The sequence below is a fragment of the Coriobacteriaceae bacterium genome, from assembly GCA_025993015.1.
Classification (GTDB): Bacteria; Actinomycetota; Coriobacteriia; order Coriobacteriales; family Coriobacteriaceae; genus Collinsella.
This window is the reverse complement of record DAJPFV010000001.1, coordinates 908,140-932,737: the sequence shown is the minus strand read 5'-3', so window position 1 is coordinate 932,737 and position 24,598 is coordinate 908,140. Positions and strand designations below refer to the sequence as shown.

The 24,598-nt window shown below is 62.1% G+C and carries 24 protein-coding genes; 13 read left to right on the top strand and 11 right to left on the bottom strand.

The features are described 5' to 3' along the window. The first annotated feature begins 65 nt into the window (after nucleotides 1–65). The 5 genes from OIL77_04005 (at nucleotide 66) to OIL77_03985 (ending at nucleotide 4,643) form a co-directional block, all read left to right on the top strand. A complete protein-coding gene (locus tag OIL77_04005) occupies nucleotides 66–1,514 on the top strand; it encodes a glycoside hydrolase family 1 protein (GenBank protein HJI44581.1) in 1,449 nt (482 codons plus the stop codon). Between the two features lie 266 nt (nucleotides 1,515–1,780). After that, entirely contained in the window at nucleotides 1,781–2,317 is a 537-nt protein-coding gene (locus OIL77_04000; protein HJI44580.1) for a PTS glucose transporter subunit IIA, read from the top strand. A 213-nt stretch (nucleotides 2,318–2,530) separates the two neighbouring features. Continuing rightward, nucleotides 2,531–3,001, top strand: a complete 471-nt coding sequence (gene tnpA, locus OIL77_03995) for an IS200/IS605 family transposase (protein HJI44579.1) — start codon at nucleotides 2,531–2,533, stop codon at nucleotides 2,999–3,001. A gap of 297 nt (nucleotides 3,002–3,298) precedes the next feature. Beyond that, nucleotides 3,299–3,769 (top strand): IS200/IS605 family transposase, encoded by a 471-nt coding sequence (gene tnpA, locus OIL77_03990; protein ID HJI44578.1) that lies wholly within the window; start codon nucleotides 3,299–3,301, stop codon nucleotides 3,767–3,769. 316 nt (nucleotides 3,770–4,085) lie between these two features. Beyond that, nucleotides 4,086–4,643, top strand: coding sequence for a hypothetical protein (locus OIL77_03985; protein ID HJI44577.1), 558 nt, complete (start codon nucleotides 4,086–4,088; stop codon nucleotides 4,641–4,643). A 317-nt stretch (nucleotides 4,644–4,960) separates the two neighbouring features. On the opposite strand, the gene OIL77_03980 is transcribed toward OIL77_03985, so the two are convergent. From OIL77_03980 to trxA, 8 genes are all read right to left on the bottom strand, one after another. Beyond that, the gene (locus OIL77_03980) at nucleotides 4,961–5,629 is read right to left on the bottom strand and encodes an HAD-IA family hydrolase (protein HJI44576.1); all 669 of its coding nucleotides are present in this window, start codon (nucleotides 5,627–5,629) and stop codon (nucleotides 4,961–4,963) included. Nucleotides 5,630–5,754: 125 nt separating this feature from the next. Further along, nucleotides 5,755–6,789: a hydrogenase expression/formation protein HypE gene (gene hypE / locus OIL77_03975; protein ID HJI44575.1), complete on the bottom strand. Its 1,035-nt coding sequence runs from the start codon at nucleotides 6,787–6,789 to the stop codon at nucleotides 5,755–5,757. A 47-nt stretch (nucleotides 6,790–6,836) separates the two neighbouring features. Beyond that, nucleotides 6,837–7,949, bottom strand: coding sequence for a hydrogenase formation protein HypD (gene hypD / locus OIL77_03970; GenBank protein ID HJI44574.1), 1,113 nt, complete (start codon nucleotides 7,947–7,949; stop codon nucleotides 6,837–6,839). After that, entirely contained in the window at nucleotides 7,949–8,209 is a 261-nt protein-coding gene (locus tag OIL77_03965) for a HypC/HybG/HupF family hydrogenase formation chaperone (GenBank protein ID HJI44573.1), read from the bottom strand. The genes hypD and OIL77_03965 overlap by 1 nt, the downstream gene beginning before the upstream one ends. Nucleotides 8,210–8,340: 131 nt before the next feature. After that, complete coding sequence (gene hypF / locus OIL77_03960) at nucleotides 8,341–11,034, bottom strand: carbamoyltransferase HypF (GenBank protein ID HJI44572.1); 2,694 nt, start codon at nucleotides 11,032–11,034, stop codon at nucleotides 8,341–8,343. Between the two features lie 103 nt (nucleotides 11,035–11,137). Beyond that, nucleotides 11,138–11,662 carry a nickel-responsive transcriptional regulator NikR gene (nikR, locus tag OIL77_03955; protein ID HJI44571.1) on the bottom strand — a complete coding sequence of 175 codons (525 nt, stop codon included), beginning with the start codon at nucleotides 11,660–11,662 and terminating at the stop codon, nucleotides 11,138–11,140. A 1-nt stretch (nucleotide 11,663) separates the two neighbouring features. After that, nucleotides 11,664–11,912: a hypothetical protein gene (locus tag OIL77_03950; protein ID HJI44570.1), complete on the bottom strand. Its 249-nt coding sequence runs from the start codon at nucleotides 11,910–11,912 to the stop codon at nucleotides 11,664–11,666. A gap of 221 nt (nucleotides 11,913–12,133) precedes the next feature. Further along, the gene (gene trxA, locus OIL77_03945; GenBank protein ID HJI44569.1) at nucleotides 12,134–12,454 is read right to left on the bottom strand and encodes a thioredoxin; all 321 of its coding nucleotides are present in this window, start codon (nucleotides 12,452–12,454) and stop codon (nucleotides 12,134–12,136) included. 136 nt (nucleotides 12,455–12,590) lie between these two features. On the opposite strand from trxA, the gene OIL77_03940 reads away from it, so the two are divergent. Beyond that, nucleotides 12,591–13,166, top strand: coding sequence for a hypothetical protein (locus OIL77_03940; protein ID HJI44568.1), 576 nt, complete (start codon nucleotides 12,591–12,593; stop codon nucleotides 13,164–13,166). A 60-nt stretch (nucleotides 13,167–13,226) separates the two neighbouring features. On the opposite strand, the gene OIL77_03935 is transcribed toward OIL77_03940, so the two are convergent. Together OIL77_03935 and OIL77_03930 are read right to left on the bottom strand one after the other, a co-directional pair. Further along, nucleotides 13,227–14,504: a GHKL domain-containing protein gene (locus OIL77_03935; GenBank protein ID HJI44567.1), complete on the bottom strand. Its 1,278-nt coding sequence runs from the start codon at nucleotides 14,502–14,504 to the stop codon at nucleotides 13,227–13,229. Then, nucleotides 14,504–15,226, bottom strand: a complete 723-nt coding sequence (locus OIL77_03930) for a LytTR family DNA-binding domain-containing protein (GenBank protein ID HJI44566.1) — start codon at nucleotides 15,224–15,226, stop codon at nucleotides 14,504–14,506. Before OIL77_03930 ends, OIL77_03935 begins: the two co-directional genes overlap by 1 nt. A gap of 293 nt (nucleotides 15,227–15,519) precedes the next feature. Between OIL77_03930 and nadA the strand changes: the two genes are divergently transcribed. The 5 genes from nadA (at nucleotide 15,520) to OIL77_03905 (ending at nucleotide 20,697) form a co-directional block, all read left to right on the top strand. Continuing rightward, complete coding sequence (gene nadA / locus OIL77_03925; GenBank protein HJI44565.1) at nucleotides 15,520–16,545, top strand: quinolinate synthase NadA; 1,026 nt, start codon at nucleotides 15,520–15,522, stop codon at nucleotides 16,543–16,545. A 53-nt stretch (nucleotides 16,546–16,598) separates the two neighbouring features. After that, nucleotides 16,599–17,975, top strand: a complete 1,377-nt coding sequence (locus OIL77_03920) for an FAD-binding protein (GenBank protein HJI44564.1) — start codon at nucleotides 16,599–16,601, stop codon at nucleotides 17,973–17,975. 3 nt (nucleotides 17,976–17,978) lie between these two features. Then, entirely contained in the window at nucleotides 17,979–18,839 is an 861-nt protein-coding gene (gene nadC, locus OIL77_03915; GenBank protein HJI44563.1) for a carboxylating nicotinate-nucleotide diphosphorylase, read from the top strand. After that, nucleotides 18,839–19,384, top strand: coding sequence for a transcription repressor NadR (locus OIL77_03910; protein HJI44562.1), 546 nt, complete (start codon nucleotides 18,839–18,841; stop codon nucleotides 19,382–19,384). Before nadC ends, OIL77_03910 begins: the two co-directional genes overlap by 1 nt. A 95-nt stretch (nucleotides 19,385–19,479) precedes the next feature. Continuing rightward, nucleotides 19,480–20,697: an IS3 family transposase gene (locus OIL77_03905; protein ID HJI44561.1), complete on the top strand. Its 1,218-nt coding sequence runs from the start codon at nucleotides 19,480–19,482 to the stop codon at nucleotides 20,695–20,697. Nucleotides 20,698–20,887: 190 nt separating this feature from the next. Here the strand turns inward: OIL77_03905 and OIL77_03900 are convergent, their stop codons facing one another. Beyond that, nucleotides 20,888–21,139: a 4Fe-4S binding protein gene (locus OIL77_03900; GenBank protein HJI44560.1), complete on the bottom strand. Its 252-nt coding sequence runs from the start codon at nucleotides 21,137–21,139 to the stop codon at nucleotides 20,888–20,890. A 662-nt stretch (nucleotides 21,140–21,801) separates the two neighbouring features. Here OIL77_03900 and dnaK point away from each other — a divergent pair. Then, nucleotides 21,802–23,694: a molecular chaperone DnaK gene (dnaK, locus tag OIL77_03895; GenBank protein HJI44559.1), complete on the top strand. Its 1,893-nt coding sequence runs from the start codon at nucleotides 21,802–21,804 to the stop codon at nucleotides 23,692–23,694. Nucleotides 23,695–23,696: 2 nt separating this feature from the next. Next, the gene (locus OIL77_03890; GenBank protein HJI44558.1) at nucleotides 23,697–24,539 is read left to right on the top strand and encodes a nucleotide exchange factor GrpE; all 843 of its coding nucleotides are present in this window, start codon (nucleotides 23,697–23,699) and stop codon (nucleotides 24,537–24,539) included. The last annotated feature ends 59 nt before the right edge of the window (nucleotides 24,540–24,598 follow it).

Genomic DNA, 24,598 nt, shown 5'->3' with positions numbered 1-24,598 from the left:
GCTCCCGCATTCCCCGCGCGTGGGCGATACTCGGCTTATCGACCCACGATGCAAAGGAGATGCTCATGGCAAACATCAAGTTCCCCGAGGGTTTCTATTGGGGTGGCGCCACCGCCGCTAACCAGTTTGAGGGCGCTTGGAACGTGGACGGCCGCGGCGCTTCCGTCGACGACCACTTCCTGGGCGGCAGCTACAAGGAGCCGCGCCAGATCACGATCGACATCGATCCCAACCGCTTCTACCCCAACCATGACGGCATCGACTTCTACCATCACTACGAGGAGGACATCGCGCTGTTCGCCGAGATGGGCTTCAACATGTTCCGCATGTCCATCTCCTGGAGCCGCATCTTCCCCAACGGCGACGATGCTGAGCCCAACGAGGCCGGCCTCGCCTTCTACGACCGCGTTTTCGACTGCCTGCGCGCTCACAACATCGAGCCGCTCGTGACCCTCTCGCACTACGAGATGCCCTATCACCTGGTCGAGAAGTACAACGGCTGGGCAAGCCGCGAGCCCATCGGCTTCTTTGAGAAGTATTGCCAGACCGTCTTTGACCGCTATCAGGACAAGGTGAAGTTCTGGCTGACCTTCAACGAGATCAACTGCGGCACCATGGACATGGGCGCCATGATGGAGACCGGCCTGATCCAGGGATTCGAGGGCCCGGCGAGCGCCATCAAGACCACCGCCCAGCAGCGCTTCCAGGCCCTGCATCACCAGTTCGTGGCCAGCGGCCGCGTCGTGCGCTACGCCCACGAGCACTATCCGCAGTTCAAGATGGGCAACATGGATTGCTTCATCCTCTCCTACGCCGCTACGTGCGATCCGGTCGACGTGTTCGCCACGCAGCAGCAGATGAACTCCATGAACTGGTACTGCTCCGACGTGCAGGTGCGCGGCAAGTACCCGTTCTATGCCAAGCGCTTCTGGGCCGAGAACGGCGTCGAGCTCGCAATGGAGGACGGCGACCTGCAGGATATCGCCGACGGCAAGGTCGACTTCTACACCTTTAGCTACTACATGTCCGGTACCGTGGGCACCCACAAGGACCACGAGATGACCGAGGGCAACATGACCTTTGGCGGCAAGAACCCCTACCTGGAGTCCACCGACTGGGGTTGGCAGATCGACCCGCTGGGCCTGCGTATCGCCCTCAACGAGATCTACGCCCGCTACGAGATTCCGCTGATGGTGGTCGAGAACGGCATGGGTGCCTACGACGAGGTCGAGGAGGACGGCTCCATTCACGATCCGTACCGCATCGCCTATCTGCAGAGTCACATCAAGGCCATGGGCGAGGCCGTTGCCGACGGCGTCGACCTGATTGCCTACACCTGGTGGGGCCCCATCGACCTGGTGTCCGCCGGCACCGGCGAGATGCGCAAGCGCTACGGCTTCATCCACGTCGACAAGTACGACGACGGCACCGGCACCTACGAGCGCCGCCGCAAGGACAGCTTCTTCGCATACCAGAAGATTATCAAGTCCAACGGCGCTGAGGGCTTGGAGTAATTGAGTTCCGGCGATTGAGTTCCGGCGTTCTGACGAACGCCGGACCGGCGGCCGATTTCGTGACCACGAATGTCGACGACGACGGCATCTGGAACGCCTTCGTGCGCCTGGGGCTCATCGAGGGTTAATCAACAAAACGGGTGCCGATGGACAAAGACGTCGGCAGAGTTTTCGATTCGACTCCCCACCTTAGTTTTGGTCCAATTGGCACTATAATCACCATAGGCATGCGCACTACGTTGCGCTTAATCAAGAGGAGAAAACGTATGGGTCTGTTTGACATGTTCAAGAAGAAGGCTGAGCCCGCGGCTGCCGCTGCTCCTGCCTCCATTTCTGCTTCTGCCGGCGCCGACGTGCTGTGCTCGCCCGTCAAGGGCAAGGTCATCAAGATGGCCGATGTGCCCGATCCCGTCTTTGGTGGCGAGGTCCTGGGCAAGGGCTGCGCCGTGTGGCCCGAGGACGATCTGGTCTATGCCCCCTGCGACGGCAAGGTGACCGTCACCATGGGTCACGCCGTGGGCCTGCAGTCCGATAGCGGCATCGAGGTCCTGGTGCACGTTGGCGTCGATACCGTCAACATGAACGGCGACGGCTTCGAGGGCTTCGTCAAGGCCGACGACGTCGTGAAGGCCGGCCAGCCCATGCTCAAGATCGACCGCGCCAAGATTGCCGCTGCCGGTTACAAGGACTGCGTCGTCGTGGCCGTGTCCAACACCGCCGAGTTCGCCGATGTCGAGCTCGCCGTCGAGGCTGATTCCGCTGTCGCCGCCGGCGATGCCATCGTCAAGGTTGTCCGCAAGTAAATCGCGGCATCGCATAATGTCTAAGGGTGGTCGGATTATCCGGCCACCCTTTTTTATTAAAGGCTTTAGCCTGTGCGGGGCGCGCAGCGCGCCGCATCAGAAACCACCCGCTATGCGGGTGGGGCCAAACGGCTTTACAAAGCCGCCCCCTCGCCGGACACTTGCGATTGTTCAGGCCGCAAGGAATCCGAGTCGAGAGGGCGGTGGTGGCGTATGGCCCAGAAGGCCTACAGCCTGTCGCACACGAAGTGGATGTGCAAGTACCACGTCGTGTTCACGCCGAAGTATAGGCGCAAAGTCATCTACAACCAAATAAGGTCCGACCTTGGGGAGATCTTCAGGAAGCTCTGCCAGTACAAGGGGATAGAGATCATCGAGGGGCACCTGATGCCCGACCACGTCCACATGCTGCTGGCGATACCGCCGAAGTACAGCGTATCGAGCGTGATGGGCTACCTGAAGGGGAAGAGCTCGCTGATGATATTCGACAAGCACGCGAACATGAAGTACAAGTTCGGCAACAGGAAGTTCTGGGCCGAGGGCTACTACGTGTCCACGGTCGGCCTGAACGAGGCCACGATCGCGAAGTACATCCGGGAGCAGGAGAAGGCCGCCATCGCGCTCGACCGGCTGAGCGTCAAGGAGTACGAGGACCCCTTCGGCAGGGGGCCGGGGCGTAAATAGCGCCGGTTTGACCGGCCCGCCACGGGTCAATCTGCAGTGCGGCCCGAACCCCGTGAGGGCCGGCGCCTTTAGACGCGTGCCGGAAATCCAAGGGTTATACCCTAAGAGCAAACCACCCCTTTTAGGGGTGGTTTTGATGATTAAAGGCTTTAGCCTGTGCGGGGCGCGCAGCGCGCCGCATCAGAAACCACCCGCTATGCGGGTGGGGCCAAACGGCTTTACAAAGCCGCCCCCTCGCCGGACACTTGCGATTGTTCAGGCCGCAAGGAATCCGAGTCGAGAGGGCGGTGGTGGCGTATGGCCCAGAAGGCCTACAGCCTGTCGCACACGAAGTGGATGTGCAAGTACCACGTCGTGTTCACGCCGAAGTATAGGCGCAAAGTCATCTACAACCAAATAAGGTCCGACCTTGGGGAGATCTTCAGGAAGCTCTGCCAGTACAAGGGGATAGAGATCATCGAGGGGCACCTGATGCCCGACCACGTCCACATGCTGCTGGCGATACCGCCGAAGTACAGCGTATCGAGCGTGATGGGCTACCTGAAGGGGAAGAGCTCGCTGATGATATTCGACAAGCACGCGAACATGAAGTACAAGTTCGGCAACAGGAAGTTCTGGGCCGAGGGCTACTACGTGTCCACGGTCGGCCTGAACGAGGCCACGATCGCGAAGTACATCCGGGAGCAGGAGAAGGCCGACATCGCGCTCGACCGGCTGAGCGTCAAGGAGTACGAGGACCCCTTCGGCAGGGGGCCGGGGCGTAAATAGCGCCGGTTTGACCGGCCCGCCACGGGTCAATCTGCAGTGCGGCCCGAACCCCGTGAGGGCCGGCGCCTTTAGACGCGTGCCGGAAATCCAAGGGTTATACCCTAAGAGCAAACCACCCCTTTTAGGGGTGGTTTTGATTGCACGGTACGGATGCGTTTTATTGCACGCTGAGCGGACTCGCAGACCGTTCGGACGTTAAAACGAACCGACCGCGCCTTCGTGCTGCCGAGGGTGTTCATAAGTGGATAGTATGTGCTTACTATCACAACGTGCGCCGTGTCTGGGAAGCGCGGTGCCGCTCATTGGGAGGAACATCATGAAAAAGAAGCTGCTGCTTGCGCCCCTCATGGCCGTTTTGGTTGCATGTGTGGTCGTGCTTTCCGGCTGCGGAGGCCCCTCGATCGAAGAGCTCATCACCGAGGACCTTACGACTCAGTTCGATGAGGTCAAAAACGGTGGCGACGATTTCCTCTCTGGTCTGGAAGAGGCTTCGGGCGACGAGTTCGAGCAGCTGGGCATCGATCCCAAGGAGTATGCCAAGACCTATCTCGAGGGCTTTGATTACGAGATCGGCGACGTGACGGTCGACGAGGACAAGGGCGTTGCAACCGCCGAGGTCTCCATCACCTGCAAGTCTATGAACAAGATCGTCGAGGACTTCTCCACCCAGTATCAGGAGAAGGTCGCTGCGCTTGACACGGTTCCTTCCGATGACGAGCTGTACAAGATGGCCGGCCAGGTGATGGTCGATGTGACCAAGGCCACCGAGCCCAGGAAGACCACGGTTATCTTCAAGTACACCTGCAACGATGACGGCGAGTGGTCTGCTGACGACTCCGTCAACTCCGAGATGATGGATGCAATGCTGAGCTAGGGGAGTTACGCGGTTCTACGAACCGCGTAACCAGTTGACGCTGCGCGCCGCCCAAGCCGACAATTTGTCATTCAAAAGGCGAGGCATGACCAGAAGGTCTATGCCTCGCCTTTTTTATGCCAACTTGTTCGGCTTGGACGTCGCTCGCTGTCCGTCCTCTACCTGTGGTGTCGCCATTGTTGAGGGGTAGCTAATTTGGGACGGGGCTCTTTTAGCTACCCCGTGCCCATCTAAGTTGCGGTGAAATAGGGACTGTTTGGGGGCAGTAGGCCGGTAATCAGTCCCTATTTCACCGCAACTTATTGGTGGGCGGCTCGCTACTCGCCCAAGATCAGCGCGGCGAGTTCGTCCTGGGTGTCCACTACGTAGTCGGCGTCGGCGGCTTCGAGCTCTGTTCGGCCGCGGAAGCCCCAGCTGACGCCCGCACTCTTAAGGCCGGCGTTGTGACCGGTCAGGATATCGACATTGGAATCGCCCACATAGAGTGTGGTTGCCGGGTCGGCGCCTAGCTCTTTCATCACATGCAGCGTAACAGGCGCCTCGGGCTTGGGAGGAAACGCATCGACGCGGCCCTGCACCAGTGCAAAGCGCTCGGAACCAAAATACCTCTCGATAAGCGGAGCGGCCGAGACATGGTCCTTGTTGGTGAGTACGGCAAGCTGCACGCCCGCGGCGCGCAGACGGTCGAGCATCTCGATCGTGCCGGCGTACGGTGCAGTGTGGTCTTCCTTGTGCTCGCCGTAATAAGCCCTAAACTCGGCAAGCGTCTGCTCAAACATGCGGCCGTCGCCCGCATACTCGGCGGGCATAAAGCGCTCGACCAGCTTGAGCATGCCGTTTCCCACCTTGTAGCGGTACTCGTCTACGGCAAACGTGGGCCAGCCGTGCATCTCGCAGGTATGGTTGCCGGCTGCCGCCAGGTCCTCGAGCGTATTGAGGATGGTGCCGTCCAGATCAAAAATCACATGGGAATAGGCTGCTGCCATGGGTGCTCCTGCCGTTTGAGTTGTAAAGCGCACCCCATGATACTGGGCTTGCGTGTCGGGCGCGTTTGGAATCTGAACATCTTTAACGGCATCGGGGCGCATCGCGCCAGCGCAAGCCTTTGCCGCTAGCAGATCCTGGGCAGTTGCTCTCCCACGAGCATGTCGAGGATGCGGGTCGATCCCCAGCCGGTGCGCACGCGAACGGCGGGTCGAGCGCCTTCGGCAAGCGGCATCACGCGACCGATGATGGCGGCGTTCTTGCCGTAGCGGGCGGCGCGCATGGCCGCTAGCGCCGCGTCGGCCTGCTCGGCTGGCACCACGGCGACCATCTTGCCCTCGTTGGCAACCTGCAGCACGTCGTAGCCGAGCATCTCGCAGGCGGCCTGCACGTCGGGGCGCACGGGTACGGCGCCCTCGTCAATCTCCATGGCAATGCCGCTGGCCTGCGCAAACTCGTTGAGCGTGGAGGCCAGGCCTCCGCGCGTGGGGTCGCGGAAGCAGCGCGTGTCGGGGGCGGCGGCCAGCACGTCGGCAATCAGGTGGTTGAGCGGCGCGGCGTCGCTCTCGATGCTGCTCGAGAACGCCAGGCCCTCGCGCTGGCTCATGATGGCGATACCGTGGTCGCCTAGCGTGCCCGAGACCAGGACGACGTCGCCGGGCTGGCAGCTGGCGCCGCTGAGCGTCACGCCCGCGGGAACCTCGCCCACGCCGGCGGTGTTGATGTAGACGCCGTCAGCTCCGCCGCGCTCGACCACCTTGGTGTCGCCGGTGATGATTTTGACGCCCGCCTCGCGCGCCGTCTCGGCCATGGTCTGCACAATCTGGCGCAGCTTATCCATAGGATAGCCCTCTTCGAGGATAAAGCCGCACGAAAGGAAGCGCACGTTGGCACCCGAGGTCGCAACATCGTTGACGGTTCCGCACACGGCGAGCCTGCCGATATTTCCGCCGGGGAAGAACTGCGGCGTCACCACAAAGCTGTCGGTCGACATGGCGATGCGCCCGCTCGCGGGCAGGGCGGCGACACCGGCATCGTTGCCTTCGAGCAGCTCGGGCGACCCAAAGGCATCCAGAAAGACCTCGTCGATAATGCGCTTCATCATCTGGCCGCCGGAGCCGTGGCCCAGCAGGACAGTGCTATCGGTGACGCTATGGGACATATCGAAAACTCCAATCGTGGTGCGTCTGGTGCGTGGGGGCGTTCGGGCTAGATTTGGTATCTAAAGTACGCAGCGCAGCTGCCTTCCGAGCTCACCATGCACGGGCCAACAGGATGCCCGGGCGTGCAGGCGTGGCCGAAAAGTGGGCAGTCGCTCGGTGCGATGGCCCCGCGCAGCACGTCGCCGCAACGGCATCCGCGCGGCTCGACCGTCGGTTCAACGGGCACGTCATAGCGGGCGCCGGCGTCAAAGCGCGAGAACTCGGGGCGGATGGAAAGGCCCGAGGCGGCAATCGGTCCCAGCCCGCGCCATGTGGTATCGCACAGCTCAAACACCTGCTCGACCAGTTGGCGCGCCACGGGGTTGCCGTCCACGTTGACGCCGCGACGGTACGCGTTGTCGATCGCGGGCCGCCCCTCAACGACCATCTGCACCAGCATGCAGATACCCTGCAGAATATCGACCGGCTCAAATCCCGTGACCACGCCTGGGGTCCTAAACTCATCGACCAAAAAGCCAAAGGGTACCAGGCCTGTGATGGTGGCGACGTGGCCCGGCAGGATAAAGCCGTCGATAGTGGTCTCGGGGTCGTTGGCAATCGCGCGCAGCGCCGGTGGCGTGGTCTTGTGGGCGCAATAGACCGAGAAGTTCTGGAGTCCGCGTGCATCGGCCTCCAGGATGGCGGCGGCGATGGTGGGCGTCGTAGTCTCAAAGCCCACGCCCATAAAGATGACCGGGCGGTCGGGGCTGTGTTTGGCGATATCGAGCGCGTCGAGCGGCGAGTAGACGATACGGATGTCGCGTCCGGCTGCCTTTTGCGCGGCAAGCGAGGTGGACGATCCGGGCACGCGCATCATGTCACCAAAGGTAGTGATGATGGCGCCGTCCATCTTGGCGAGTGCGATTGCGTGGTCGATGTCGCGGTTTGCGGTAACGCAGACGGGGCAGCCCGGGCCGCTCAACAGCTTGAGCCCCGCCGGCATAATGGAGCGAAAACCATAGCGGCCAATGCTCACGGTATGCGTACCGCAGACCTCCATCAGGTTGATGGTGCGGTCGCCGACAAGCTCATGAATGCGGTCGATGAGCTCGCGAGCGAGCCGTGGGTCGCGAAATGCCGAAAAGTCGATACCGGAGTGAACCGGTTGCGCCGCCGCCACTAGTATGCCTCGGCCGGGTTGGTGGCGAGCTGGTCCTCTTCGACCAGCTCGGTCATGGCGTTGACCAGCTCGAGCGTCTCCTGGGCTTCCTGCTCGTCGACAATCTGGATGCCAAAGCCGGCGTGTACGAGAACATAGTCGCCCACCTGTGCCGTCGGCACAAGTCGCAGCGATACGGGGCGCTCGATGCCCATCATGTCGACGATCGCCTTTAGGTCGTCGTCGCGTTTGACCACTTTACCGGGAACGGCAAGGCACATAATGTTTCCCTTTTATACGCTTTGCGCTGGATGGGCGCTTAATAATCCATCAGTTGATGGTAGCGCTCGCGGGGGTTGCGGGCAAACGCGTTACACCTGTGAGACGGCGGCGCATGGGCTGGCCAAGCAGCCTACCGCGATGCGATCTGCGTGAGGCGAGCGCGGGCGACCGCCGCCTGGCCGTAGGCGATGCAGCCGTCGTTGACGGGCACGGTGTGGGGAACCAAGACGGCAAGACCGGCGTCTTTGAGCTCGCGCGTGAGGAGCCGAAGCAAAAGTCGGTTCATGAACACGCCGCCCGAGAGCGCGACGATGTCGATGCCTTCGCGAGCGCAGATTTCGCTTGCGATACGTGCCGATGCGCGTGCAATGGCGATATGGAAGTCGAGCGCGAGCTTGTCGGCCGGCACACCGGCCTCGATTCCACTCAAAAGCGCCTCAAAAAGCGGTTTGGGATCCAAAATGAGGGGGTTGTCCGAGGCCGCCTGGACGGTTAGTTCAGATACGTATTTTTGTGATGGGTTCTGGGTGGCAAAAGCCGTCTGCGATGATCCCAAATGGGTTGATTTGGGGTGTTCGGCAGACATATTTGCCGCAAATAGGGTGTCTGGAGAGCCTTTTTTGGCCAAATCTGAGGCAAAAATGCGGGATAGGGGGTCAGTAGTTAATACGTATCTGAACAAACTGTCCAGCGATGTTGAGGCGGATGCGGATACACCCGCTTGATTGTCAGTGAAATGGCTGTTTTCGTCGTTGAGAGCGCGCCAAGCGGCGGCCTCGAGCTCGATGGCGGGTTCGCCCTCGTAGGTTGCGGTGCCGCAGATGCCCAGGATCGCGGCCGCAGCGTCGAACAAGCGGCCCATGCTGCTCGTGCGCGGGCTGTTGATATTCCGTTCGATCATCGTAGCCGTGATACTGCGCGTTTGCTCGTCGAGGCTGTCCAAAAGCCGAGCGGCGCCTGGGTGCTCGAGCAGGTCGAGCTCGCTCAGCAGGGCAAAGGCGTTGCGGCGGGCGTGGCGCACAGATGCGGCGCCACCGGGGAGTGCCCAGGTACGCAGGTGCGCGGTGCGCTCAAAATCGGCGAGGCCGGCGACAAGAAACTCACCGCCCCAAATGGTTCCGTCGGTGCCAGCGCCCGTTCCATCGAAGGCGATGCCAAGTACGCGCGCATTGGGTGCAAGCTGTCCTGTGGCGATAGCCTCAGCCATCACGCTCGCGATATGCGCATGATGGTGCTGGACTTCGATAAGCGGCAGATTGCGCTCGCGCGCCTGTTCGCGTGCCCACTGACTCGATAGGTAGCTGGGGTGCAAGTCGCAGGCCAGCGCGGCGGGCGCTAGGTCAAAAAGGTCTTCCAGTCGCGTGCGTGCCGCATTCCACGCATCGAAAGTCGCACCGTTTTCGACATCGCCGATATGCTGCGACACAAAACAGGCCGACGTTCCATTCGCGTCTTCGCGCGTGAGTGCGATCGTGGCCTTTTGCTGCGGGCCGCAGGCGAGCACACAGGGCGCGGCGCTGGCGAGTGCCGGCAGCGGCAACGGCTGCGGGGCGTACCCGCGAGCGCGGCGCACGGGCATAACGACCCCGTCGACCACACGTACCACGGAGTCGTCGTAGCGCGAGAGGATCGCGCGGTCATTGCCGAGCAGCGCGTCGGCGATGCCGGCGGCAACGAGATGCTCCCAGGCAAGATCGTCATCGGTCTCGATGGGCTCTTCGCTCAAGTTTCCGCTGGTCATAACCAGCGCGTGCATGCCATGCGTTTCTGCCGCGGCAAGCAGCAGATGCTGAAGCGGGGTATAGGGGAGCATGACGCCGAGCTCGGGCAGATCGTGCGCAACGGACGGCGCAAGTTCGAGAGCATCGAAGGAATCTCCCATGCCAACACCACGCCGGCGCAGCAGCACGATGGGGCGGATGCTGCCGGCCAGCAAGTCGCGCTCGGCGTCGTTGACACGGCACAGGCGCTCGGCATCGGTAAGGTCGCGCACCATAACGGCAAGCGGCTTGTTGCTGCGGCGCTTGTGACGGCGCAGCTCGACTACTGCTTGCTCGTTGGCGGCGTCGCAAGCCAGATGGAATCCGCCCAGGCCCTTGATGGCAACAATGCCGCCGGCCTCGAGCAGCTCGACACAGCGCTCGATAATAGCGTCGCTAGACTCGCGCGTGTCGCCGACAGCCGGCGTCGCCTCTGAGCTCTCGAGCACCATGCCGCCTGCCGCCTCGCGCCAGGTAATATGCGGCCCGCAGTCAAAGCAGGCATCGGGCTGCGCATGAAAGCGCCGGTCAAGTGGGCCGGCATACTCCGCGGCGCATTCGGGGCACATGGGAAAGCGATCCATAGAGGTGGCCGCTCGGTCATAAGGCAGCGAGCGGATGATGGTAAAGCGCGGTCCGCAGTTGGTGCAGTTGATAAAGGGGTAGTGGTGGCGTCGATCAGCGGGGTCGAACAGTTCGTGCAGGCAGTCGTCGCAGGTGGCGATATCGGGCGAGATGAGCGTCGTATGTGCAGTCTTATCCTGTGACGCCACAATGCGAAAGTCCTGCTCATTGGCGTCATCCCAAGTGCCGGGCTCCAAATCCGCAACGTCGACGCGCTCCACGCGGGCAGCCGCGGGTGCGTGCTCCGACAGCGCGGCGACAAAGCCGTCGACGGCCGCACCCGAGGCATGCGCCTCGACATGCACGCCGTCGCCTGCGTTGAGCACCCAGCCGCAGATGCCATGCGCCATGGCCTCGCGATACACAAACGGCCGCATGCCAACGCCCTGCACAATGCCCGTCACATGAATATGCACATGCCGCATGCGGCTCTCCCTCATCAAAACCGACCAAAAAGGGACAGGTTTATTTTGGTAGGTAAAACTTCTAAACCCGCCAAAACAAACCTGTCCCTTTTTGGCAGGTGCGCTGCGGGAAATCCCGCTACAGTCCTAGGCTTTGTCCGGTGGCAGCGCAGGTGAGCTCACCGTGCTTAACACCGCGCAGTCCCAGCAGACGGTCGGCTAGTTCGTAGACGCGCTCGCCGCGACCCTTGAGCGCCAGAATCTCCAAGCAGTTGTGGTGATCCAGATGCACGTGCATGGTCGATACGATCTCGTCGGTGTAGTCGTGCTGTACTTCGTCCAGACGGCGCGTCAGATCACCGGTATGGTGGTCATAGATCATGGTGAGTGAACCGATGACCTGCTCGTCGGGCGTGCGCATCTGCTCCTTCGCGATCGAGGCGCGAATCAGGTCGCGTACGGCCTCGGAGCGGTTGGCCACGTCACCGCGGCGTGCGATCTGCTCGTCAAAGCGGCGCAGCAGATCGTCGGGCGCGGTCACCGAAAAGCGGACCAGCTCGGAGCTGGAGCCGGCGCAACGGCAGCTCGCCTGGTCGGCCGGACCGTGCGGATGCTCGTGCTTGTGGTCGCAGCCGTGCTCGTGCTCGTGCTCGTGCTCGGTCACGCTACACCAGCTTCACGGAGCCGACGGAGTTATGGTCGGCCTCGATGGCGTCCTCGTAGCCCTCGAGCGCGTCATGCGCCTCGTGCAGCGCAGCCATGGCGGCCTCGAGCTTGGCGCCAATACGCTCCATGTCAAAGTTCTCGGTCGCATGCAGCAGCTGATGGCTCCACTCGTGAGCGAGCTCGATGGTGTCGTCGACCTGCTTGACGCTCATGGCAAGCTGGCTCATGTTCATTCCAACATCATGCATGGAAAATCTCCTTTTGTATGGGGCAGTTCAGTGGTTCAGATTTTACTACGCCCGCTCTGTGCGCAGCTGCATAAGAAAACGGGTGCGAGTCTGTGTGACTCGCACCCGTTCACTGGGGGCTGTTTGTAACTACCATACTATCCGTGGTCGTCCGCGCCGCGCCCGGCAGTCCGGCGAGCGGTGCAAAAGCGCTCATGGACGGCGGGTAAGTAACAAGCGTATTACAGATGCTTCTCCAGCAGCGCCTGCAGCCTCGCCTTGGGCAGAGCGCCAACCGAGCGGTCAATCTCCTCGCCGTTCTTAAACACAATCAGCGTGGGGATGCTCATGACGCCATACTTCATGGCCAGGTCCTGGTTGTCGTCGACGTTGCATTTGGCAACGGCAAGCTTGCCCGCCAGCTCATCGGCAACCTCGTCAACGATGGGCGACAGCGAACGGCAGGGCCCACACCAGGGAGCCCAAAAATCGACCAGCACGGGAAGGCTGCCGTTGACGGTGGCGTCGAAGTTCTCGGGGGTAATCTGCTTAATGTCAGCCATGGTGACCTCCATAATGCGACGCGGCTCGGCCGCGTAAAACTCAGTACGACCGTGCTTATACCCAGCGGCCCGCAAAGCAACCACTCGCGGGCGGCTCTTTTATATAATGGTGCCCACGCAAACGATTGGAGAGCGCATACCTATGTCACAAAGCCAGAAAAAAGAAGCCATCGCCCAGGCGGCCGAGCAGGAGCTCGCATCGCTTGCGGGTCGTGGCGTGCGCATCGCAGGCAACGCGTGCTCGCCGATTGTGCTGGTAAAAGGCGATTTGGATGAGGCCGAGCGCTCGGGCGGCGAGCTTGCCGCAGGCGCGGATGGCGCGGCGCTGCGTAAGGCGCTCGGGGCCATCGGTTATGCGCCCGAGGATTTTTGCGTGCTGGCAAGCGTCGCCGGTGCGGGCGACGGAACGGTGGCGGTGGGCCATGCCCTGCCGTGCGAGCTGTTCCGCGAGGCGCTCGAGGCGCTGGACCCCGAGGCGGTGCTGTTGCTGGATGATCGTGCGGCCGATACCATGCGCGAGACCTATGCCGATATGCTCGTGGCGATCGACGACTTCGACACCGCCATGCTCAAGCCCGGCCTGGTCGCCCATGTGCAAGGGCGCCGCGTGCTCGCGCTCGACGGCTTTGAGGCGGCGCTCACCGACAAGGCCGCCAAGCAGCGCATGTGGGCCTACATTAAACAGCTGACTCCGGCCGCCGCGCCGCTGTAGCGGACCGGCGCTGGCAAGGTGGCCCCGGCGGGCCGAGCATGCCGGCAGCTTGTCGCGTCCCTACATCACGGCACGCAGCTCAAACCGATCGCCGTTAATGCGGAACTGGCAGTTGCCGTTCATGCGCTCCACGGCAAGTTTGATGCTCCTGGTGCCAAAGCCGTGGCCCGCATGCCGGGTCACGGGCATGCCATCGACCATGCGCGGCGCGCGGTCAAACGTGTTGGAAACTAACAGCAGCAGCTGGCCGTCCTCTAATCGCAGGTCAAAGTCGACGAATCGCTTTCCTTGGGGTGCGGCGCTTGCGGCGGTGATAGCGTTTTCCAAGGCATTTGAGAGCACGCTAAACAGGTCGGCGTCACCTACGTGGATGGTTTCGGGTACGGCGGCGCGCAGGTTGGCGGTAATGCCGTTTCTATTGATATCCGAGTTAAATGACGAAAGCGCGATGTTTACGGTCTCGTTGGCGCAGAAGCGGCGTACGGCGGTGCGATCGCCGGCTTCGCAGAGTTCATCGATGCGTTTGAGCGCCTCGTCGGTGTGGCCCTCCTCAATTAAAGCGGCCAGGCCGCGTAGGAAGTGGCGCATATCGTGGCGAAGAATCGACAGCTCGCGCCCAGATTGACGCCAAGCCTCGAGCTCTTTGATGGCGGCGTTGTCGCGGGTTTCGAGCATCCAGCGCTCTCGCTCGGCGGTTTCCTTTTCTTCGTATTCGCGCAGGTAAACGGCAAGAAACATAAGATAGAAGGCACAGAGCGCAAATGCCAAAAACTCAACCGTTACCACCGAGCCCGAGTGGAACAGCGTGGTGTAGACGTTGGTGGCATAGTCAAAGACGTAATAGACGAGCGGCAGGATTAAAAGGATGCCCAGCTCGGTGGTGCTTTTAATCGCCAAGCGTGGACCGATGTCGCCGGCCCAATGCAACAGGACGGCAAAGACGGCGAGTGTGGTCGCGATGCGCGCCAGATAGTACGCGATCTGAGAATCGGTTGCGGCAAATGCGGCGATGCCCATCCAATTGCTGAACTGGCAGCTCAGATAGGCACTCGTAATGCCGAGCACGGCAAGCAGCGGGCTCAGGCGGTAGCGCGCGCACAAATAGATGACGAGCGGCAGATGCACGACGAGTGGATATACCTGGCGGGCAAAAAGCTCGCCGCCGACGGCATTGGCGATCGAGAAGGCGGCACCGGTCACGACGCCGACCCCCAGCAGCTCAAGCGCATGACGCCGGTTGATCTCGACACCGCACAGCGCCGCCGAGGCAAAGACGCCAAAGAGCAGCGTCGTGGCGTGGTGGATTGCCCAAAGGACCATTTCGACCGAGGAGACCATCAGTGTCTCCCACCCCCAAAGCGCACCGCAAAGTAGGCGTCTTGGAATCCCTGCTTGCAGCTGCGCGAAAGCGGGATGCACGCACCCGAGCGCATGACGATGTCCGTGCGGTCAAAGTGATCGATATTGCGCAGGTTGACCTGGTAGCTGCGGTGGCATTTAAAGAAGCCTGCGTTTTGCTCCAAGCGGTCCTCGACGCTGCGGAACGACTCGAGTGCTTCGATATCGCGTCCGTCGCGCAGGTGGAAGACCACGTGCTTGTTGCGCGCCTCGGCATATTCGATGTCGGACAGGCGCAGGGCGTGGTAGCCAAAGGACGTTTTGATCACGAGCTCGTCGGTTGCCGCCGGGCGCATGCTCGAAAGCTCGTCGAGCAACTGCGCCAGGCGTTCGTAAGTCACGGGCTTGAGCAGATAGTCGAAGGCACGGACCTCGTAGGACTCCAGTGCGAACTCGGGCGACGAGGTGGGGAACACCAGGCGCACGGCGGTATCGGCCTGGCGCAATTCGCGCGCGGTGTCCATGCCGTTGACGAGCGGCATGATCATGTCGAGCAGGATGATGTCGGCGCGCGATGCGGCATGGCGGGCCAGCAGGTCCTCGCCGCGCGTGACGAGCGCAACATCGACCGCCGTGTCCGTCTCGCTCGACCAACGGTCGATCATCCGGTGCAGTCTATCTAGAAAAGCGACGTCGTCGTCGCAGGCAATAATCTTGAGCATTCTGAGCCCCCTTAGTAGTTCGATTTTGCCACATTGGGTGCGGACCGCTCGCGGAGGCGTGTCCCATTTGCGCCCCACGTCGCGCAACTCGCGCCGAGCGGTATTGCGGTGGCGAAAGATGCCTCCTGCGCTATCGAGAGCTCGGCTATTCTCAGCTTGCCAGTTCGAAAATGGACCCGACCCAAGATCGAATCTTTATTTCAACTTTACACCTAGGTTTACAGCTGTCTTGTCAGCTGTAAACCTAGGTGTCATACTAAAGCCCCAAGATTCGCCAAAAGAGAGGGGCCTTGATGGCACAGAGCGCGAACATGGATGCGTCGGAGCTTGCACGCGATATCGCGGCCGGCCTGGCATCGGCAACGACGGCAACGGAGCGCGCGGCACTGGTGCCCGCAGAGCTCGTCGAGGCCATTCAGCAACTAAAAATCCAACGCGACGCGGTGATCCTGGCGCACTATTACGTGGCGCCCGAGGTGCAGGCCGTGGCTGATTACGTCGGCGACAGCTTCTACCTGGCTAAGCTCGCTAAAAGCCTGCCGCAGCAGACCATCGTGCTGTGCGGCGTGGAGTTTATGGGCGAGAGCGCCAAACTGCTCAATCCCACTAAGACCGTGCTGCTGCCCGAGCCGGGCGCGGACTGCCCCATGGCTCACATGGTCAAGCGCGAGACGGTCGACGCCGCCCGCGCCGAGTATGGTGACGACCTGGCTGTCGTCTGCTACGTCAACTCCACGGTCGAGATCAAGAGCTGGAGCGACGTGTGCGTCACCAGCTCCAACGCCGTCAAGATCGTGTCTGAGCTGCCGCAGCAGCATATCCTGTTCATTCCCGACCAAAACCTGGGCCGCTTCGTAGCCGAGCAGGTGCCGCAAAAGCACGTCATCCTCAACAACGGCTACTGCCCGCGCCATCACATCATCACCGTCGAGCAGATTGTCGACGCGACGGAGGCCCACCCCGACGCGCTCGTGCTGGCGCACCCCGAGTGCAAGGCCGATGTCCTGGCCGAGGCCGACTACATCGGCTCCACCGCCGGCATCATCAAGTACGCCGAGGAGTCGGACGCGAGCGAGTTCATTATCGTGACGGTCCGTGGCGTGCTCTACGAGCTCGAGCGCCGCTGCCAGGGTACCGGCAAGAAGTTCTACTTCCCCGCGGTACAGCCCACCTGCGTCAACATGGATCTCATCACGCTCGAAAAGCTCGTGCGCTGCCTGGAGACGGGCGAGGGCGAGGTGCAGATCGGCGTTTCGGACGAGGCCGCCGACCAGGCCAAGCTCACGCTCGACCGCATGCTCGAGTACGCAGCGCGCTAAAACAATGTGACAAAGGGACAGTCCCTTTGTCACATTCAAGGGAGAGGATTCCTGTGGAAACCAAACAATACCCCGATATGGAGTGTGACGTCGTCATTGCCGGTTGCGGCGTGGCGGGCCTGTATGCGGCTCTCAATCTGCCGACGAGCGCGCGCGTAATCATGCTCTCCAAGGGCGCCGTCGATGAGTGCGATTCGATGCTCGCGCAGGGCGGCATCTGCGTGCTGCCCGAGGGTTCTGACTACGATGCCTTCTTTGAGGACACCATGCACGCCGGCCATTACGAGAACCGCCGCGAGAGCGTCGACATCATGATCCGCTCGAGCCGTTCGGTCATCAACGACCTGCTGGCCATGGGCGTGGACTTTGAGCGCAAGGCCGACGGCAGCCTCGACTTTACCCGCGAGGGCGCGCACAGCCGCCCGCGCATTGCCTTCCATGCCGATATTACGGGCAAGGAGATTACGACCAAGCTGCTCCAGGCTGTCCGCAAACTGGACAACGTGCAGATTCTCGAACACGTTGCCATGACCGACATCCTGACTGCCGAGCGCGATGGCGCCACGGTGTGCACCGGCGTCGTCGCCGTCGCCGTGGACGAGGACGATTCAGCTCGCCCCGCCGACGAGCTGGCAAATGCCGCTAAGGACGTGCATACCGGTAAGCCGTTTAAGATCCATGCCCGCCATACGCTGTGGGCAACGGGCGGTATCGGTGGCGTGTACGACCATTCGACCAACTACCCGCAGCTCACCGGTGACGCCTGCTATATCGCGCAGGAGCACGGCATCACGATGGAGCACCTGGACTACGTGCAGATTCACCCCACGGGCCTGTTCTCGCCGCAGCCGGGTCGCACGTTTCTGATCAGCGAAAGCTGCCGCGGCGAGGGCGCGATTCTGCTCAATGCCGCCGGCGAGCGTTTTACCGACGAGTTGCAGCCGCGCGACGTTGTTGCCGCCGCCATCCGCGAGCAGATGAAGCAGGACGGCACCGAGCACGAATGGCTGAGCTTTGCCCCCGTCGATCGCGACGTGGTGACCGGACACTTTGCCAATATCCGCGCGCGCTGCCTGGAGGATGGCCGCGACATCCTGGACGAGCCCATTCCCGTCACGCCTACGCAGCACTACTTTATGGGCGGCGTATGGGTCGACAAGGACGGCCGCACCTCGATGCCCGAGCTCTACGCCGCGGGCGAGACGGCCTGCAACGGCGTTCACGGCAAAAACCGCCTGGCTTCCAACAGTCTGCTCGAGTCCCTGGTTTGGGGCCGTCGCGCCGCTTGGCGTATGCGCACCGGCGAGTCGCTTGCCGTGGAGCAGGCGGGCGAGCCCGCGCTTGATGGCCGTCATCGCGCCCTGAGCGCCGACTCCCTGGCAATCGATGATTTGGCCCGTGCCGCCGGTACGCAGGCCGTGGAGGAGTAGACCATGAATCCCATTACCATGAAGCTCGTCGTCGATGATCTGATTCTGCAGGCTCTGCGCGAGGACATTACGTTTGAGGACGTGAGCACGGCGAGCGTGTGCCCCACGGCGCGTCCCGCCACGGTGGAGCTCATCGCCAAGGCCGACGGCATCATCGCGGGCCTGGACGTGTTCGCTCGCACCTTTGAGCTGCTGGATCCGCAGAGCTCGGTGCTGTTTGATGTTGCCGACGGTGACGAGGTGCACGCCGGCGACCATGTGGGCCAGGTGCGCGGCGACGCGCGCGTGCTGCTTTCGGGCGAGCGCGTGGCACTCAACTACCTGCAGCGCATGAGCGGCATCGCCACCTATACGCACCAGATGGCCGCGGCGCTCGAGGGCACCAAGACCGTGCTCGTCGACACACGCAAGACCACGCCGGGCATGCGCGTCTTCGAGAAGGCCGCGGTCGAGATCGGTGGCGGCAGCAACCACCGCTACAACCTGTCGACGGCCGTTATGCTTAAGGACAACCATATCGACGCCGCCGGTGGTGTGACGCGTGCGATCGAGATGGCACGTGCCCACGCATCGTTTACCACGACGGTCGAGATTGAGTGCGAGAACTTGGACATGGTACGCGAGGCCGTGGAGGCCGGTGCCGATATCATCATGTTCGACAACATGACCCACGACGACATGGCTGCCGCGATTGAGCTTATCGCCGGCCGCGCCAAGACCGAGTGCTCGGGTAATGTGGATGTCAGCAATATCCGCGCGCTCGCCGACCTGGGCGTTGACTTTATTAGCTCGGGGGCATTGACGCACTCTGCGCCGATTCTCGACCTCTCGCTCAAGCACCTGCGTCTGCTGGACGGTAAATAATGGACGCCCGCGAGCGTCGCCGTGCCATCATGGGCGTGCTCGAGGGGGCCACGGAGCCCGTTTCGGGCAGCGCGCTTGCTCGCGAGGTGGGTGTGAGCCGCCAGATTGTCGTGCAAGACATCGCCCTGCTGCGCGCCGATGGGCACGATATCGTGGCGACCAACCGTGGTTATGTGCTGCAGGAGGCCCCCAGCAGCCCCGCCGTGCCCACGCGCTTGGTCAAGGTTCGCCACAGCGTGGAGCAGGCAGGTGATGAGCTCACGAGTATCGTCGACGTGGGCGGTGCCGTGCTCAATGTAATCGTCAACCACCGCGTGTATGGCAAGATCACAGCCGATCTGGACATTCGCAACCGTCGCGATGTTGAGCGCTACCTGCACGATATCGAGAGCGGCAAGAGCTTTCCACTACTAACGGTGACGAGCGGCTATCACTTCCATCGCATTGCGGCAGAGGACGAGCAAACCCTCGACGAGATCGAGGCTATGCTCAAGGAGAAAGGCTACTTGGCAGACCTGATGCCCTACGAAGACGATTTGTCCTAGTCGACGCCGCATCTATAAGTTGCGGTGAAATAGTTCCTAAAATGGGGGTGCGGACAGAAAGTTGGACCGTGAAGCGGTCCGGACTGGAGGTTCGCATGTACAGCAGGGAGAAGGTCGAGCTCTTCCTCCTGGCGACGGAGGACGGCATGGGGCCGACCGCCGCCGCGAAGTTCGCGGGGGTCTCGGTGGGCGCGGCCAAGAAGTGGGCGACGGGGCACCTCCCGCACAGCTACACCGGGGCGCGCTGTAGAATCGGGGCGAGGAAACCGCCACGGAAGGAGGCCAGCTTGGGCCCCGACAAGTCGACCTACGCCCCGCCGGCGACCGGCCCGCTCGCCGGGCTCAACGAGGACCAGATAGAGAACCTGCTGCTCAGGGCGGTGTTGGCCGACCTAAAAGCGGAAGGGTGGGACCCGGCTTCGATCTCGAACAGGAGCAAGTGCGAGCTCGGCGAGAGATTGAGGCGGGCGACCGCCCTGCCCCTCCGCTCGATCACAGGTTTCTTGAGGATATCGAAGAGCTCCTATGAGTACTGGAGGCCCCGCGTCGCCGCGCCGCGCGACCGCGACGCCGACATACGCGACCGCGTGGTGCGCATCTTCCGCGAGGGCTCGGGGTGCTGGGGGTACCGCACCGTCTGGGCGCGCCTGCGCCGCGAGGGGGTCCGCGCCAGCGAGAAGCGCGTGGCCCGCGTGATGCGCGAGGAGGGCCTCGAGGTCGTCTACAACAAGAGGCGCGCCCGGGGCTACAGCTCCTACGCCGGCGAGGTCTCCAAGGCGCCGGAGAACCTCGTGAGCAGGAATTTCCACGCCGACGAGCCCAACCGGCTGTGGCTCACCGACATCACCGAGTTCAGGCTCCCGGGCGGCGAGAAGGTCTACCTGAGCCCGATCGTCGACTGCTTCGACGGGATGCCCGTCGCCTGGTCGATCGGGCTGCACCCCGACAAGCGCCTCGCGAACTCGAGCCTGCTCAAGGCCTGCGCGGCGAGGCCGGCGGGCGCGCGCACGACGATCCACTCGGACCGGGGCGGCCACTACCGCTGGCCGGAGTGGATCGGGATCTGCGAGGAGAACGGCCTGATCAGGAGCATGTCCGCGAAGGGCTGCAGCCCGGACAACTCGGCCTGCGAGGGCTTCTTCGGGCGCCTCAAGAACGAGTTCTTCCACTACAGGGACTGGGAGGGCGTGACGGCCGAGGAGTTCATGGGAAGGCTCGAGGCCTACCTCGTGTACTATCGTGAGGAGCGGATCAAGAAGTCCCTCGGGTGGCTGAGCCCGATGGAGTACCGCAGGAAGCTTGGATACGCCTAGGCGCGGTCCAAGAAATCGTCCGCACCCCCAATCGGCATCCAAGACATAAAACAGGAACTATTCCACCGCAACTGCCAAGGGTCCCGCTCCAAATTAGCTGCCCATATAAGCAAAAGGAGGCCTCCGCGGCGATGCGGAGGCCTCCTTTTTTGTGCACGGTGTACTTTTGAGTGTGCAAGTGGGGGAGTTATTACTCCTCGACGATCTCGGTGATCGCGCCAGCGGGGCAAGCGTCCTGGCAAGCGCCACAGGCGACGCAGGAGTCCTCGTCAGCGACGGTAGCGACGTCCTGGAGCTCCAGAACGCCAGCGGGGCAGGAGTCGACGCAAACGCCACAAGCGATGCACTCGTCGGCATCAATTACGGGATGAGCCATGGTAGTTTCCTCTCTGTTGACCGACGCTACAGGCGATGCGCGTCGGTTTGATTCGGGCAAAAACATACCACGGGAGCGACCGTTTGCAATACCCTCTGACCGGCATCTTCATACCGTTCGCCGAGTATGCCACGGCTTACTAAAAAACACGCAGGTGGGGCCGTTGAGCTGCGCAAATGTTAGCTAAAGGTGACTTGAAATATAGGGCGATTGAGCGTGCTTACGGAAAGCGCGACCCGGAATTGACGCTCAGACTGGGACGCGCTTTCCCGATGGACGTTTAGCGGAAACTATGTCCCAGAATTCGCTCTCAAAACGGGATGCAGTTTCCAGTTGAGCGCTCCGCGGGAAACTGCGTCCCGGAATCTACGCTCAAACTGGGCTGCATTTTCCGGTTGAGCCTTCAAGCGGAAGCTGCATCCCAGAATCGCCGCTCAAAACGGGACGCGCTTTCCCCGGGGTCGCCCCAAAGTCTCCTGCGCGGCTCCAAGCTCAAACCTCAGCCAACTCTACATAGATCTCAATAGATCTATCGAGAACTCAAACAAGCCGTCTACCTGCGCCTTTACGAACCTAAACTCTCAGAGATAAGAAATCTTATATGAATTGACTTAGATTTTGTATATTCCGGCCCATAAGGGGATACACTACATCCTGAAAGACAAGCCGAAACACCGCGCGGCAGACCGCCGAGTCGGTGCAAACGCACAAGAGAGAGGGAATTTCTAATGAGTAAGATTCTTGGTATCGACCTTGGTACTACTAACTCCGCAATGGCCGTTCTCGAGGGCGGTTCTCCGACCATCATCGTGAACGCCGAGGGCGACCGCACCACGCCGTCTGTCGTGGGCTTCCGTGCCGACGGCGACCGCGTCGTGGGTAAGGCCGCTAAGAACCAGGCTGTCACCAACCCCAAGAACACCGTGTTCTCCATCAAGCGCTTCATGGGCCGCAAGTACTCCGAGTGCACCTCCGAGATCAAGACCGTGCCGTATGAGGTCAAGGAGGGCCAGGGTGGCCGTGCCGTCGTCGACATCGAGGGCAAGGATTACACCGCCGAGCAGGTGAGCGCCATGACGCTCGCTAAGATGAAGGCCGACGCCGAGAAGTATCTGGGCGAGACCGTCACCGACGCCGTCATCACCGTCCCGGCTTACTTCAACGACGCCCAGCGTCAGGCCACCAAGGACGCCGGTAAGATCGCCGGCCTCAACGTCAAGCGTATCGTCAACGAGCCGACCGCTGCTGCTCTTGCCTATGGCCTGGACAAGCAGGGCACCGACCAGCGCATCCTGGTCTTTGACCTGGGCGGCGGCACCTTCGACGTCTCCATCCTCGACCTCGCCGACGGCGTGTTTGAGGTTCTGTCCACCTCGGGCGATAACCACCTGGGCGGCGACGACTGGGATCAGCGCGTCATCGACTGGATGGCCGATAAGTTCCAGCAGGAGAACGGTGTCGATCTGCGTCAGGACCCCATGGCCCTGCAGCGTCTGAAGGAGGCCGCCGAGAACGCCAAGAAGGAGCTCTCTGCCGCCCAGCAGACCACCATCAACCTGCCGTTCATTACCATGAACCAGTCCGGCCCGCTGCACCTCAACTACACGCTGACCCGCGCCGAGTTCGAGAAGATCACCCGCGACCTGCTCGAGCGCTGCAAGCAGCCTGTCACCAACGCCCTGCGCGACGCCAAGCTTAAGCTCTCCGATCTGACCGAGGTCATCCTCGTCGGCGGCTCCACCCGTATGCCCGCCGTCCAGGAGCTCGTCAAGACCATGACCGGCAAGCAGCCCAACATGTCCGTGAATCCCGACGAGGTCGTTGCCGACGGCGCTGCCGTCCAGGGCGGCGTGCTCACCGGCGACGTCGAGGGCATCCTGCTGCTCGACGTTACCCCGCTGTCGCTGGGCGTCGAGACCATGGGCGGCATCATGACCAAGATGATCGACCGCAACACCACGATCCCGACCTCCAAGACCGAGGTCTACTCCACCGCTGCCGACAACCAGACCAGCGTCGAGATCAACGTGCTCCAGGGCGAGCGCGAGCTTGCCCGCGACAACAAGTCGCTCGGTAAGTTCCAGCTGACCGGTATCCCGGCTGCCCGCCGCGGCGTGCCGCAGATCGAGGTCACCTTCGACATCGACGCCAACGGTATCGTCAAGGTCTCCGCTAAGGACAAGGGCACCGGCAAGGAGCAGCAGATCACCATCTCCGGCTCCACTGCTCTGTCCGACGACGAAGTCGATCGTATGGTCAAGGACGCCGAGGCTCATGCCGAGGAGGACAAGAAGCAGAAGGAAGAGGTCGAGGTCCGCAACCAGACCGACAGCCTGTGCTACTCCACCGAGCAGACCCTCAACGAGCTGGGCGACAAGGTTTCCGCCGACGTGAAGTCCAAGGCCGAGGCCGCTATCGCCGACGCCAAGAAGGCGCTCGAGGGCTCTGACGTCGAGGCCATCAAGGCCGCCGGCGAGTCCCTGCAGTCTGTGGCCTACGAGCTGGCTCAGGTTGTCTACGCCGACGCTCAGCAGCAGACCGACGGTGCCGCCGGTGCCCAGCCTGCCGACGATGACGTCGTCGACGCCGACTACGAGGTTGTGGACGACGAGGACAAGTAATCATGTCCGCCCGTAAAGCTCGCACGGAGGCGGCTGCCGCTGGCGCCGCCCCCGTTGACTCTGAGGAGAAGGACGTGAAGATTCCCGTAGAGGCCGTCGACGATACCGAGGCCAACGAGGCCGAGGCCGCCGAGGCTGCCGAGAACCAGGTAGAGGATTCCAACAAGGAGGCGACGATGACCGAGGACGAGATGGTGGAAGCCGCTATCCGCGCCGGTGAGGAAGCCGCCGACAACGACTTTAAGCTTAAGTTCGAGCAGGCTCAGAAGGAGCTTACCGACGTGCGCAACGAGCTTGATGCTGCGGCAGAGGCTCAGAAGGCCGCCGAGGACAAGGCAAAGGACGCCACCGAGCGCACCGCCCGTCTGCAGGCCGACTGGGAGAACTTTCGTCGCCGCACCGCAAACGAGCGTATCGCCGAGCGCGAGCGCGCGACCGAGAAGCTTGTCACCGCGCTGTTGCCGGTGATCGACGATATCGAGCGCGCGATCGACCATGCCCGCAGCCAAGAGCTTTCCGACGACTTTAAGCAGTTCGTCGACGGCGTCGATGCGGTTCATGCCAAGCTGCTTGATGTGTTTGCGCACGAGGGCGTTGAGCCCATCGATCCCAAGGGCGAGGCGTTCGATCCGCTCGAGCATCAGGCCGTGGGTCGCGTCGAGGACGCATCGCAGTATGACGAGACCGTCAACGATGTGTACCAGAAGGGCTACCGCATGGCGGATCGCATCCTGCGTTCCGCGATGGTGACGGTGACCTACGGTGGCGAGAAGCGCCCCGCACCGGAGCCCGAAGCGGCGCCCGAGGATGCTACGGCCGATACGGCCGAGAGCACCGAGGAGTAATTGAGAAGGGCCCCGGGGCAACACCCGGGGCCCTTTCTGGCCTAGTGCCATATGAAAGC

Coding starts and splice junctions, on each gene's coding strand:
- tnpA (HJI44579.1), top strand. CDS start 2,531: ATGGCCCAGAAGGCCTACAGCCTGTCGCACACGAAGTGGATGTGCAAG.
- dnaK (HJI44559.1), top strand. CDS start 21,802: ATGAGTAAGATTCTTGGTATCGACCTTGGTACTACTAACTCCGCAATG.
- tnpA (HJI44578.1), top strand. CDS start 3,299: ATGGCCCAGAAGGCCTACAGCCTGTCGCACACGAAGTGGATGTGCAAG.
- OIL77_03905 (HJI44561.1), top strand. CDS start 19,480: ATGTACAGCAGGGAGAAGGTCGAGCTCTTCCTCCTGGCGACGGAGGAC.
- OIL77_03910 (HJI44562.1), top strand. CDS start 18,839: ATGGACGCCCGCGAGCGTCGCCGTGCCATCATGGGCGTGCTCGAGGGG.
- hypF (HJI44572.1), bottom strand. CDS start 11,034: ATGAGGGAGAGCCGCATGCGGCATGTGCATATTCATGTGACGGGCATT.
- hypE (HJI44575.1), bottom strand. CDS start 6,789: ATGTCCCATAGCGTCACCGATAGCACTGTCCTGCTGGGCCACGGCTCC.
- nadC (HJI44563.1), top strand. CDS start 17,979: ATGAATCCCATTACCATGAAGCTCGTCGTCGATGATCTGATTCTGCAG.
- OIL77_03980 (HJI44576.1), bottom strand. CDS start 5,629: ATGGCAGCAGCCTATTCCCATGTGATTTTTGATCTGGACGGCACCATC.
- OIL77_03900 (HJI44560.1), bottom strand. CDS start 21,139: ATGTTTTTGCCCGAATCAAACCGACGCGCATCGCCTGTAGCGTCGGTC.
- OIL77_03890 (HJI44558.1), top strand. CDS start 23,697: ATGTCCGCCCGTAAAGCTCGCACGGAGGCGGCTGCCGCTGGCGCCGCC.
- OIL77_03950 (HJI44570.1), bottom strand. CDS start 11,912: ATGCATGATGTTGGAATGAACATGAGCCAGCTTGCCATGAGCGTCAAG.
- trxA (HJI44569.1), bottom strand. CDS start 12,454: ATGGCTGACATTAAGCAGATTACCCCCGAGAACTTCGACGCCACCGTC.
- OIL77_03935 (HJI44567.1), bottom strand. CDS start 14,504: ATGGTCTCCTCGGTCGAAATGGTCCTTTGGGCAATCCACCACGCCACG.
- OIL77_03985 (HJI44577.1), top strand. CDS start 4,086: ATGAAAAAGAAGCTGCTGCTTGCGCCCCTCATGGCCGTTTTGGTTGCA.
- OIL77_03965 (HJI44573.1), bottom strand. CDS start 8,209: ATGTGCCTTGCCGTTCCCGGTAAAGTGGTCAAACGCGACGACGACCTA.
- OIL77_03930 (HJI44566.1), bottom strand. CDS start 15,226: ATGCTCAAGATTATTGCCTGCGACGACGACGTCGCTTTTCTAGATAGA.
- OIL77_04000 (HJI44580.1), top strand. CDS start 1,781: ATGGGTCTGTTTGACATGTTCAAGAAGAAGGCTGAGCCCGCGGCTGCC.
- nadA (HJI44565.1), top strand. CDS start 15,520: ATGGCACAGAGCGCGAACATGGATGCGTCGGAGCTTGCACGCGATATC.
- OIL77_04005 (HJI44581.1), top strand. CDS start 66: ATGGCAAACATCAAGTTCCCCGAGGGTTTCTATTGGGGTGGCGCCACC.